At 38.2% G+C, this 13119-nt stretch carries 7 protein-coding genes; 4 read left to right on the forward strand and 3 right to left on the reverse strand.

The features are described 5' to 3' along the window. Positions 1-52 precede the first annotated feature (52 nt). Entirely contained in the window at positions 53-4294 is a 4242-nt protein-coding gene (locus GR929_RS01795; protein WP_159517197.1) for a DUF748 domain-containing protein, read from the reverse strand. Positions 4295-4760: 466 nt separating this feature from the next. Between GR929_RS01795 and GR929_RS01800 the strand changes: the two genes are divergently transcribed. Next, positions 4761-5474: a ThuA domain-containing protein gene (locus GR929_RS01800; RefSeq protein WP_159517198.1), complete on the forward strand. Its 714-nt coding sequence runs from the start codon at positions 4761-4763 to the stop codon at positions 5472-5474. An 84-nt stretch (positions 5475-5558) separates the two neighbouring features. On the opposite strand, the gene GR929_RS01805 is transcribed toward GR929_RS01800, so the two are convergent. Beyond that, positions 5559-6266 carry an SIMPL domain-containing protein gene (locus GR929_RS01805; protein WP_159517199.1) on the reverse strand — a complete coding sequence of 236 codons (708 nt, stop codon included), beginning with the start codon at positions 6264-6266 and terminating at the stop codon, positions 5559-5561. Between the two features lie 112 nt (positions 6267-6378). Here GR929_RS01805 and GR929_RS01810 point away from each other — a divergent pair, with 112 nt between their 5' ends. Continuing rightward, a complete protein-coding gene (locus tag GR929_RS01810; RefSeq protein ID WP_159517200.1) occupies positions 6379-9216 on the forward strand; it encodes a PD-(D/E)XK nuclease family protein in 2838 nt (945 codons plus the stop codon). Here the strand turns inward: GR929_RS01810 and trmD are convergent. Beyond that, positions 9213-9896 carry a tRNA (guanosine(37)-N1)-methyltransferase TrmD gene (trmD, locus tag GR929_RS01815; protein WP_159517201.1) on the reverse strand — a complete coding sequence of 228 codons (684 nt, stop codon included), beginning with the start codon at positions 9894-9896 and terminating at the stop codon, positions 9213-9215. The genes GR929_RS01810 and trmD overlap by 4 nt on opposite strands. Positions 9897-10165: 269 nt before the next feature. Here trmD and GR929_RS01820 point away from each other — a divergent pair, with 269 nt between their 5' ends. After that, positions 10166-10621 carry an Hsp20/alpha crystallin family protein gene (locus tag GR929_RS01820; RefSeq protein WP_159517202.1) on the forward strand — a complete coding sequence of 152 codons (456 nt, stop codon included), beginning with the start codon at positions 10166-10168 and terminating at the stop codon, positions 10619-10621. A gap of 184 nt (positions 10622-10805) precedes the next feature. Then, on the forward strand, positions 10806-13034 hold the full coding sequence (locus tag GR929_RS01825; protein WP_159517203.1) for a DUF349 domain-containing protein: 2229 nt from the start codon (positions 10806-10808) through the stop codon (positions 13032-13034). Positions 13035-13119: the final 85 nt, after the last annotated feature.

The following is a 13119-nucleotide window of genomic DNA, read 5'->3' on the forward strand; positions in this document are numbered from 1 at the left end:
GGTAAAAATAGTTTTTTTAGAACAAAACTAAAATGGAAATTCAGCTTATTTTTCATTCTTTTATACCAAACGTATTCTTGGCTCCACTGAAGATCGATTTCCACCAATAATTCACAATCGATTTTTTTTGATCACGATTAAAACTAATTTCATCGGGTAGTAAAATTCGGGTTCGTGGATGTTTTGATTTTAGCATCAAACTGTTGGCAATAAAACTGGCAAATTTGGCTTCTCTGGTGTCTCCGTCTTTTGTTGCGAGTATTGATACTTTTAAGTTGTCATAGGCAAATCGGAGCATCCCTTGTGCGTGTATCTGATTTGCTTCAAATTCAAATTCGAAACGATCTAATTGTCCCGATCTCACTGAAACTCCTGCGGTGTTCTCCACAACTGGGTTTAAAATTGTTAAATCAAAAGGAGAGAGCTTTCCGGTTACTGAAAATCTATTTTCAGCTGACCGCATGTTGTATTTCATAGTGGTTTCCAACAATGCTTTTCCCATTAGCAGGCCGTTTGCATTTATGGTTAATGTTGAATTGGAATTCAGCATATCGGGTAGGTTGGTAACCGGATGAGCACTGATGTTTAGCTTTTCAAATTCAACCTTCCCGGGTAAAGGCATTTCTTCTGCTTGTTCGGTATAATATATGTTGTAGTCCTCTAGTTTTATCGAATCAATATAAAAAGGCAAGCCAATGTTCTTAATCATTTCCTGCGGGAGTTTCGATTTACTGTTTGGATTATCTGCAGTTGTTTTATCCCTATAAATTGAAAGTTGTCCTCCGCGGGCTATAATTGATGAAGCCACTAATTCCCCTTGGTTATACCATCTTTTCAGATCAATGTTTCGCATGGTTAACCGGTCAATATCCCCTTGGTAATGATCTGCCTCAAAAGAAATGGTCTTCTGAAATTGTGCTTTCGAGTATCGCGGAATAATTTGAATGTCAGATATCGTCAAATGATTATCTTGATTGTCAAAATTGATGTCTCCCAAATGAAAATTATAGTATTTGTCAGGACCTGTGAATGCGTAATTCTGTAGATTTAGCCGAACCGATTTTGCTCCCAGTAGATCGTTGGAAGCCACTGTGTCTAATTCAAAATTAGTTAGTTTTACCAGCGCTTTGGGATAGTTTTTTATTTTTCCGTCAATCAGTCGAATGAGTTGTGCTTGGTTTAGTTTGATATCTTGCGCCGAAATTCGGTTAATCAAAGGGGAGATTGTTTCCGGAATTTTAAGTTGATAAAGATTGAGTTTATCCTGATTGGTTTTATCTGAATTGATTGTCATAACCGGATTTTCAGCCACAATAGATTTAAAATGAAGAATTTTGTTGTTTATAACTTGCTCAATATCCAGTTGCTCGAATACCAGTTTGGGAACGAGTAGTTGCTGAAACCCTTGATTTTTTAGTGCAGATCTGTTTCGTAATAACAAACTTAAAACTTCCAGTTCTTGGCTGTGAGTCGAGAATTTTATTTGTTCTGCGGAAAAGTTAACGGTTCCTTTTTGTGGCTTAAATGTAATTTGATTTAGCGTTGTTGAAATATTATCAGAATTGAAGTTCGCAGGCTTGTTGGCTCCCGGACTGATTAAGCTATTGTTGGTTCCCTGCATCGATATGCTGGCTGTGAGTATTTTCTTTTCGGAAAACTGATCAGTTTCAATGACATTGATTTGACCATTACTTAAATCAAACTTTTTGATGATAAGTGTGTGCATTTCTTTTGGTAGTGGAACAGCTACTTTTTCAAAATTCACCTGACTCTTAGCTCCCCTTGTACGGTATAAATCAATTACTGGCTTTTGTATTACAAATTGGTCGACAGCTAGCCGCTGTTTAAAATAGGCTTCTTCTAAATCAACTCCTCGAAGCTTAATTTCGGGGATGTTGATATGAAAATGTACCGGAAGATCTCCTTTGGTTTTGCTCGTTATGTCGGGGTAGAGGATCGCATTTCGAATAAATATTTCTGATTGTTTTGAAGATATGCCGATTTCTTTGGCTTGCAGGTAGTGCACATCGTCAGACAATTGAAAAAGATGATCTTCAATTTTCAATTCAAAGTCGTCGGCAAATAACAGTTTATGCTTTTCGATCTCGACTTCACTTAAAGCAAAGTTGTCAAGCTCAAGACTAAATTTATTATTGAATGAAATCGTCTTTCCTTTCTTGCTATGTGTAATTAGTTGAATATTGCCGTTGGTAGTGGTGATTTTTTTTATTGAAATATTCTCAATATAGTTACTTAGCAGATCGTAGAATTCTCGAGACGAGTATTTGTTTTCGTTCTGTTTTTCAGGTTGGGAAAAAACTTCAAGGTAAATGTTGGGCTCAACAATAGAGAACCGATTGATTCGTAGTTTTTTATTGAAAAATGCCTGGTGAATATTCGTGTTATTCAAGCGCATGTAGGGGACACGAATATCATAAATCTGTGAGCGGTTTAGTTTTTTGAGTAATCGGGCGTTCATCTTAGGTTTGTCGGGCGACAATTCCAGATTTCGTATAGTTGCTCTGTTTTGATAGGTTGACACATTGATTTGCTCAATTTTTAATCGGTGGATTTGATCAACCAGCTTCATTTCGTAGTTCGAAAAATTTAAATCAATGTTCGTTGCGAAAAATAGTTTGTCGGTTCTGTTTGCACTTGTTGAATCCAGCGAGAAATCGGTTAACCTAAACGAAAAATCTGATGAGATTACGCCGGACTGCTGCGGATTGTCTTCGGCGTTAATGGTGAATTTTCCCTGATCGAATTCAACCAAGTTGGCATAGATTCCCTTAATGTAGTTACGAATGAAAAAATAAAGCAGGCTGTTTGTTTCTTTTTGAGTCTTGGGTTTGGTATCGCCCTTGTTAATTATTAATGTTGGCCGATAGGCCAAAATCGATTGCAGTGGCATTTCCCGCTTGTGAAATAATTTTTTCAGGTCGATGTCAATTAGTCGGATGCTATCACATTCCATGTCAACGGTCGTCATTTTGGTTGACGGATTTTGGTTTGGTTTTAGCTGGAGGTGGTCGGCACTTAAAAAGCTATTTTCGCTGCACACGATGATACTTGTTGCGTCGAATCGATGGATCTCATCATTCATCAACAAATAGTAATTATCAATCTCTAAGTATAGGTTTGTGGAATATAGAATTCTGTTCGGATCGGTATACGAATCTTCGCTAAGCAGCAAGCTGTCCAATTGAACGTCAAGGTCATAGAATTCCTGAATTCCGGTTTTGTTTTCCTTCTTTCGCTCAATTTTAAGCTTTTCGGCATTCATCGACAAGTGCTTTATCTTCAGTTGCCCGATTTCGCCTTTTACGAGTTGATACAAATCAAACTCTTTAATTTTCTTCAGGTTAATCCCTGGTGCATCTTCTAATGGAAATACTTGTATTTGTGCATCCATCAAGAATAACGAGTCAATCTGTACACTGTCGTTCTGAAAAATCTCTCGTAATTGATTAGACTTGATTTTGATCTCTGGAACTTCAACATAATAGCGTGTTCCTTTTACCTGGCTTGAATCAACCGGGGTAAGTTGGATATCAGTTCCAACGATATCTTTATTTTTTAGCGAATATTGTATCTTTTGAATAGACAGTTCGTGAATGCTATCGGGCAGCGATTTTTGGTAATTGTCAATACCAAAGTAGACATCATCAGCTTTAAAAAAATCCTTCTCACTATTAATGCGAACAGAATCAGTGTAAAATTTTGAAATTCCGATATTAAAATTCAGGCTAGTCAACCTGTTTGCCGAGTTTATGGGAAGTTGATCGGAGAGGAATCCTGCATTCGAAAGCTCAATTTCTTCAATCGAAATTGTTCTTAAGTACCTGTTAAAAAGCGGTGATATTTTTCGGATAAATGCAAATGGATCTTCTGACGTTTCTCGTTGAAGCGTATCTGTTTTTAGTTCCCACGAAGGCGATTCAATCTTTAGTTTTCTAATGTTCAGTTTTCTTTTAGCTAATAATTTATAAAGCCCCACCTGATTTATTTTTATTAAATCAGCCTTTATTAAATATTCAGCTTTCGACGAATTATTATCATGAATACCGATATGTGAAATCGACAGGCTTTGGCTGAAGATGTCAACAGACAAATCTTCAAAACTCAGTGAGTATGCGCCATTCGTTTTTTTTGTGAATTGCTTTTCTAATTCATCTTTTATCAATGTTTCAGCAAAGAAGAACGAGAGTGTAATAAACACAACAATTAAAGCGAACAAAGCAAGTAGTGTCCATTTAATCAGGTGTTTCACTATCTGTTTCCTTTCTTTTGTCATTCAATGTAGATTCTGATTTCAGGTATTAACAATATTAGAGACCAATTTTGTCAAAATAGTTGCGTAATCAAAGTAAAATCTGATGGAAATTGAAAACCCGCGTTCTCAGAGCATGGTCAGAGTGGCTCCGCATTCTGCTTTTCTGAATTTGATAAGAATTATAGGTTGGAAAATAATGTATGTTTTTAAGTCTGTTTTTATCATGTAAATACCCTGTGGACGTGGCTTTTCCCTTTTGATTCATTTCATAGTGGATAAGAACGAAAAGTGTTTAATAACGTATTGATTAGAATAATCCTAAAACTCATTTTTTTTACTTTTGAATCCTGATAAATTAAAACTAATGATGAAACGGATCGAAAAATTAAATTTAAAAACCGCGGATTTTGTGTGTGGTGTTCTGTTTCATTCTCTTTCGCTTATTTTTTGTGCTTTCAGGTTTCATCCTAATTCTTTTTCGAGCCCCATGAAAAAAATAGTAATGGGTGGTGTGCTTTTGCTGATTAGTTTGACTGGTTTTAATCAGAAAATTCAAGTTTTGATGGTGACCGGAGGTCATGATTTTGATAGGGAGGCTTTTGCGGAACTTTTTGATTCGATGGAGCAAATCGCTTGGGAGGAACTTGCTCAGCCCAAAGCGAATCAGGTGATGCTAGAAAATGGTCTGGAAAAATATGACGTATTGGTATTTTATGATATGTTTCAGGAAATCTCGAAAAACGAGCAGATCGCATTTTTACAACTACTTGAGAAGGGTAAACCGATGCTCTTCCTACATCATGCGCTTGTTTCTTATCAAGCTTGGGACGAGTTTCAAAATATCTTGGGCGGCCGGTATTATGACTCTAAAAGATACACGAAAACGCCGGCAAATGGTTTTTCCACTTATTTACACGACACCGACATTTCCGTTCAGTTGCTAGCCTCTGCGCATCCGATTACTGCTGGGTTGACAGATTTTTCCTTGTTTGATGAAGTATACGGAAACACCTGGGTGTCGTCCGAAGTAACCCCACTATTAGGAACCAATCATCCAGAGAGTGCACAAATCATAGGCTGGGAGCATACGTATCGATCATCAAGAATTATTTATATACAACCTGGGCACGGCAAATCAAGTTATGAAAATCCCAATTATCGAAAGCTGTTGCTCAACGCCTTGTTGTATCTGGCAAATTGAGATTCAAATTTGACCTTTACTGTTTTTGTTTGCAATTCCTTCTTCCGAGTTTGGGAAAAGCTGCTCGGTGTGTGTATTTGTGTGCTAGTTGATCGCAAATCGTGCAAAAACTTTGTAAGTCAGTTTTATTTTCTGAAAAGATATTGCCGGTTCTGATGCTTCGGTTGCAGCTACATCCTGTAGTTCAGCCATTCCTCTCACTCTGATGTTTTTTGCATAGGGTTGTCCATAATTCTCCCGTTCCTGAATGAATAAAGCAGGTCCTACATTTTGCCCTACGGCCTCCAGCAAATAGCTGGCCTTGTCTTTCGCTGCTTGTATTGCTTTTATTTTTACTTCTTTTTTGAATGCTTCCATTTTAGTGTGGTCAACACGCTCGATGTATGCATTCAAGACATCAATTTCATCCAAAATCTCCCACGTGTCGGCTAATTCGTTGGTTGTGCCTACTTCAAGTACGTAGTCTTTCGAAGCGAGTACGTCTTTGTTTTTCCGCTTGATTGTTACATAATCAGCGTCAGCATCAGCCAGCGACAGCTTGCTCAAGTCAAAATCATTCACCTTCAGGTGTTGTTTCATTTTCTTTTCCAAATCCTCGATGTTGAGTTTTTTCTTGCCATCATACCGTTCTTTTAACGTGAAATGCAGGAAAATTTGATCAGGAATAACTTCCATTTCACCTTCTCCGGTAACTTCAATATACGGGGTCGAATTTAGTGGGTTTAGCTCGCTTTGTGCTATGCCTGATGTTGAGATCAGTGCCAGGGTAAAGAATAAAAAAAATGTTTTCATCGGATTAATTTTTGTATGTATTGTTTTCATTTTTTATTGATTTATTTTGAACGTTGATAACTCTTTTTATAAGGCCTCAATTTAAGTATTATCTTTATCAAAAATATTTTTCATGACTCCTTTTTTAACGCAAGTTGCTCAATATTTGTATCGTACTTTTGGCGATGAATTAAATCGCATTGCGTTGGTTTTTCCAAGTCGGCGCGCCAGTGTGTTTTTTAATGCCTATTTAAACGAACTGGTAAAATCACCCATTATTGGCCCCGAAACAATTACCATCGACGAACTAGTTGCACGGATGTCGGGAATGCAAATATCAGACCAGATTAGCTTGATTTTGCATTTGCATCAGGTTTATGTCAGCGAAACAGGGCATGATGAGTCCTTGGATGATTTTTTCTTTTGGGGTGAAATTCTACTTAACGACTTCAATGATATCGACAAATATCAATTGGATGCCAGTGATCTGTTTCAGAATATAAAAGATATAAAAGAAGTTGAGACGCGGTTTGATTATTTAAGTGCAGAGCAAAAGAAAGCGATTGAAGCATTTTGGGGAAATATTGGGAAAGCAGACGGATCGGAAAACAAGGATAAGTTTATGGCTATGTGGAATAAGCTGCCGGCTATTTATCACCGTTTTCGAAGTGAGTTATTGATGGAAAATGCCGGTTACACAGGCTTGGTTTATCGTAAGTTGATTGAAGGCTTGACAGCGGAAAAAGTAGAAAAACTGGATGCCGATCAATTTGTGTTTGTAGGTTTCAACGCCCTGAATAAATGTGAAAATAAGCTGTTTAAGTTTTTTCAGTCAGCAGAAAAAGGTTTATTCTTTTGGGATTATGACGAACAGTTCTTAAACGATCCGATCATGGAAGCCGGGCTTTTTATCCGTCGCAATCGGATTGAATTCCCAGCCCCCAAGCACTTTGAACTGGATGCCGGAAAGCAAAAAGAGCAGAAAATAACCTTGGTTTCTGTTCCCGGTCAGGTGGCTCAAGCGCAGGTGATTAATTATAAGGAGTTGTTTGAAAATGAAATTGAAGCTGATCGTTTTGACGATACAGCCTTGGTTTTATCAGACGAAAGCTTACTGGTGCCCGTTATTTCTGCCGCCGGCTCACAGTTTAAGCAAATCAATATCACCATGGGGTACGCTTTACAGGACACACCTGTTTACAGTTTAATCTCTTTACTGATCGATTTACAAAAAAATATCCGAAAGCTTGATGGTCATACTGCTTTCTATCATCGGCCGGTATTGGCTTTGTTGAAACATCAATTAATATCCAGTGCCGAAACCAAAAACTTGGTTGTTGAAATCTTAAGCAAAAACAAGATCCATGTTCGTCAAAGTGATTTGGTACAGAATGAATTGCTTCGCTTAATATTCACACCTCAGCCGGATTGGAAGTCTTGTGCTGAATATGCGATGGCTGTTATTCGGCAACTCGGATTGCAATTTGCCAGCCACGAAGATGCTCCTGTAAACCTGGAAGGGGAGTATTTGTATCAGGCCTACCTGGCTATTCAGCGGCTGAGCGACACTTTGGAAAAGCTGAGCACTGGCAAGTTGTCTCTTGCATTATTTTTTCGGCTGCTTATTCTGCATTTGCAGCGGGTGTCAATTCCTTTTGAAGGCGAACCCTTAACCGGATTGCAGGTGATGGGTTTTCTGGAGACTCGGATTTTGGATTTTAAGAAAGTGGTGCTTTTTTCGGTCAACGAAGGAAAAATGCCCAAGTCTACGCCCGTTCATTCGTTTATCCCATATCATTTGCGAAAAGCATTTGGTTTGCCCGCCTACGAAGAACACGATGCCATGTATGCCTATTATTTCTATCGGTTGTTGCATCGTGCTAAAGAAGTGGTGCTGGTTTATAATTCCGCTAGCGATGGGTTAAACTCGGGAGAAATGAGCCGCTATTTATTTCAACTAAAATATGATTCAGAAGTTCGCCCTAAAGAGTTTTATTTCGACTTTAATTTTAAATCGTCTGAAAATGCGCCGATATCGGTTTCTGCCACTAAAGAACACCAACAAAAACTATTGGACAATTACAGTTCGAGAAAATTAAGTCCCAGTGCGCTAAACACCTATTTGGATTGCAAGTTGAAGTTCTATTTCAAACACATTGCATTTATTAAGGAATCGGAAGAAGTGTCGGAAGACGTTGATCCCCGGCTGTTTGGAAATTTGTTTCACTATGCCATGGAGTTGCTGTACGCCGATTTTGTTGGCGCTGAAGTGCAAAAAGATCATATAAGAGCCCTGCTGCTAAATAAACATAAGTTGGAGCAGGTTGTAAAAGCTGCTTTTGCAAAGGAATATTATAAAGACAAAGACCTTAATGAAATTAAAATATCGGGCAAAAATATTTTGGTGAAAGACCATCTGGAAACATACTTGACACAATTATTGAAGAACGATTTGGCGTTTGCTCCTTTTAAGGTTGTTGCGTTGGAGGGACAGTACGAAGCCCCCTTTAACATTGACTTGCCTGAGGGTGAAAAGCAAATTCTGCTTGGTGGAACAATCGACCGGATTGATGAAACGGATGGCGGAGTACGTATCATCGACTATAAAACCGGTCGCAATTTGAAATTAAATTTCAAAGGTGTTGAACAGTTTTATCAGCGCGATAAATCAGGCCGTCCGAAGGAGATTTTTCAAACACTGATTTATTCTGAAATTTTTCAACGATCGACAGGAAAAAATAATTTATTGCCTACCATTTATAAGATTGATGATTTCTTTGATGACGAATTTCATCCAGAAGTGATTTATGGCTCCGAACGCCTGAGTTATAAGCTGATTGCAGAGCCCTTTCAGCAAAGTTTAAATGAACTATTAAGTGAGATGTTCGGCGCTGATAATGTTTATGAACAAACAGAAGATGATCGAAAATGCCGAACCTGCCCGTATGACGTCATTTGCCGACGGGGTTAATTCTTTTCATCGAGTAAGTCCGGACGTAGCTTTTTGGTGCGGTCATAAGCTTGTTTCTCTTTCCACTCGTTTATTTTTTTGTCATTGCCACTCAAAAGTACGTCAGGAACTTTCAGTCCTTTATAATCTGCCGGTCGGGTATAAACCGGAGGGCTGAGCAAATTATCCTGGAATGAGTCGGTGAGGGCAGAGGTTTCATCCGAAATAACCCCCGGAATTAAGCGCACGATGCTGTCCGTCATAACAGCGGCGGCCAGTTCTCCTCCTGTGAGCACATAATCACCAATTGAAATTTCCCGGGTAATAAAATGATCGCGAATGCGCTGGTCAACTCCCTTGTAGTGCCCACAAAGAATCATGATGTTATTTTTAAGTGACAGTTGATTCGCGATTCCTTGCGCAAATTGCTCTCCATCAGGGCTCGTGTAAATAATCTCATCGTACTCCCGTTGAGATTTTAAATGTTCAATCGCAGCTTCGATGGGTTGAATGGTCATCACCATGCCAGCACCACCGCTGAAAGCATAGTCGTCAGTTTTTTTGTGCTTGTCGGTTGAGAAATCACGAATGTTGTGCACGTAAATTTCTACCATTCCTTTGTCTCGACCTCTTTTGATGATGGAGTGGTTAAACGGACTTTCCAATAATTCGGGAACAACTGTTAAAATATCGATGCGCATGGTTGTGAAATTGGTGCTGCAAAAGTAACAAGTTTTTGCAATTTGAATAGGAATAAAAAGCCAGAAACATATCCATTAACCCAGATAAGATGCCAATACGACATTAAAATGTGGCCTAATTCGGAAATAATGACATGTTTAATGACTATTCAATGGCTTTTTTGTCTTATTTCTTTTCTTGGAATAAAAGTTGAAAATGGAGGAGCAGAAACAATAATCTTAAAAACAATTAAAAATACAAACAATTAAATTTTAGGAGGAAATAAATTATGAAACTTGTAAATGTTAATCGTCCGGCTTATTACAACAATCCAGTTGATGCACTGTTAAAAGATTTTTTCAATCCAAAAACAGTGACTGATCGTTACGAAAAAGAAGAGTTAAAATACACTCCTTCAGCGAACGTTTTTGAAACCGACACTGATATTACGCTGGAGCTTTTAGTTCCGGGTTATTCAAAAGATCAGATTAAGCTATCGGTAGAGAATAATATCTTGTTGATAGAAAGCGAAGGGGTTGAGCCAAAGCCTGACGAAAAAGAAGCTGAAGAATTAAGGTATTCTCGTATTGAGTTTGAAAAGAAGAATTTTGAGAAGAAATTTAGACTCTCTGAAAAACTCAATCAAGACCAAATTAAAGCTGAAGCGAACAATGGGGTGCTTCGAATTACGATTGCGAAGAAAGAAGAAGCGGTTCCTGTAAAACGCCAAATTGAAATCGGATAAAACTGATTTTCAGGAGATAATAAACAAATGCCGTTGATTTCAACGGCATTTGTTGTTTCTGACGGTTTGTTTTTCTTACTTTATTGCTGTTTTCTTTGAGTATTCGTACTTAATATTATATTTTCGTACATCTACAGGGAGCCTAAATCTCTGATAATTACTTTGTAATTTAAATTTTGAACACATGAAACCCGAAGACCTGAAAAACTCAAATGATGAGTTAAAAGCAACATCTGACAGTTCAGATGCTGCTAATACGCCTGACAAGACCCCGGAGACCAACACTGAAAAACCGCAACCATCAGAGAAAAAAGCTGATGTTGAGGACAAAAAAGAGGAGTTTCCCGTTACTGAAGGAAAGGAAAGTGATAAAAAGGAAGAAGCTTCAGATGAAAAGCCCGATCAAACTGCACCAGATGAAAATGATCAGGATGAAGAAGCGAAGAAGGCAGAGTCTCCTGTAGAGGATGAAGTCATTCAGCCCAAAGAAGACCCCGAACCTGTAGAGGCAGAAGTTGAAGAAAAAGATGTTGTTTCGGCAGATGAGGTCACTCCGGAAGTTAAAGAGGAGCCAGTTGCTAGCGAAAAAGAGGATCAGGGAGTTCAACATGTAGACGAAACTTCTGAAGAACAAAAAGAAGAGCTTGCTGAAAAACCGGCTGTTGAAGATAAGCCATCTCGTGAGTCGGTTGATTATACCACTCTCAATGAAGTTGAATTGATTAATGCCCTTCGTGATTTACTGGAAAATCATGCAGATGAAAATATCAAAGCTGATGTGGATAGCATTAAAGTCAACTTTTATAAACAACACCGGGCAGTTGCTGACGAAGAGAAAAAGAAATTTATAGAAGAGGGTGGTGTCGAAGATGATTTTGAGCCATCAAATGCGCTTTATGAAGATGACTTACGGAATTTGATGAAAGAATTCCGTACCGCCCGGAGCAAACAACATCGAGAGCTGGAAGACGAAAAAGAGGAAAACCTTCAGCGTAAATATGAAATTATAGACGAAATAAAGAACCTTGTCAATCGCAAGGAGTCCATCAATAAAACCTTTCACGAATTTAGGGAATTGCAACAGGAATGGCGTGAGATTGGTCTAGTGCCGCAGTCAAAGTTGAAAGATTTATGGGAAAACTACCATCACCATGTTGAAAATTTCTACGATTACATCAAGATCAACCGCGAACTGCGTGATTTGGATTTGAAAAAGAACCTGGAAGCTAAAATTATCCTTTGCGAAAAAGCAGAAGAGCTGTTGGTGGAACCTTCAGTAATTAAGGCTTTCAATATTTTGCAAAAATACCACGAGCAATGGCGTGAGATTGGCCCGGTGCCGAGGGAGAAAAAAGAAGAATTGTGGGAGCGGTTTAAAGCTGCTACTTCAAAAATAAACAAAAAACACCAAGCGTATTTCGAAGACCGTAAACAGGATCAAAAGAAAAACCTGGAAGCCAAAACTGTACTTTGCGAAAAAGCAGAGGAAATTGCCAATCAGGAAATTTTGAACCACAAAGATTGGGATAAAAAATCCAGAGAGCTGATTGAATTGCAGAAGGTTTGGCGAACTATAGGTTTCGCACCAAAAAGAGACAATAATCGAATTTATGAGCGCTTCCGCAGTGCTTGCGACAAGTTTTTTGACGCTAAGCGTGAGTTTTATGCCCAAAACAAAGAGCTGCAAATGAATAACCTGCAAATGAAAACGGATTTATGTGTGCAGGCTGAATCTTTGAAAGATAGTACTGATTGGCGTAAAACAACCGAAGAATTTATTCATATTCAGAAAAAATGGAAAGAAATTGGTCCGGTTCCACGCAAACACTCTGATGCTATCTGGAAACGTTTTCGTGCTGCCTGCGATTTCTTTTTCGATAATAAATCCAAACACTTTAATCATGTTGATGAAGAACAGGTTGAAAATCTGAAACTGAAGAAAGATTTAGTCGCAGAAGTTGAAGGTTATAAATTGACGAAGGATGAAGATACCGATTTAGCTGCCATTAAAGAGTTTCAACGTCGCTGGACGGATATTGGACATGTGCCATTCAAGGATAAAGATGTTGTTCAGGATGAATTTAGAGATGCGATTAACAAGCATTTCGATAGCTTGAAAATTGACGACCACAAACGTAATTTACTGAAATTTAAGACAAAAATGTCTAACATTTCGGGGACAACGCGCGGGAATAATAAAATGCGTTACGAGCGCGACAAGTACGTTAGCAAGCTAAAGCAGATGGAAAGTGACTTAATCTTGCTGAATAACAACATTGGATTTTTTGCCAATACTAAAAATGCGGAGTCGCTTATTGAAGATGTAAATAAGAAGATAGCCGATACACAGGAAAAAATAGAATTTCTAAAAGAGAAGATACGAATTATCGACTCGATGGAAGATGATGATTAACTTCAAAATAAAAAGCCCGCTAATTAATAGCGGGTTTTTTAATGATTAATCAAATTATAATTGATGGTTTTAAAGCCCAATAATT

Source organism: Sunxiuqinia indica (assembly GCF_009847015.1).
Taxonomy (GTDB): domain Bacteria; phylum Bacteroidota; class Bacteroidia; order Bacteroidales; family Prolixibacteraceae; genus Sunxiuqinia; species Sunxiuqinia indica.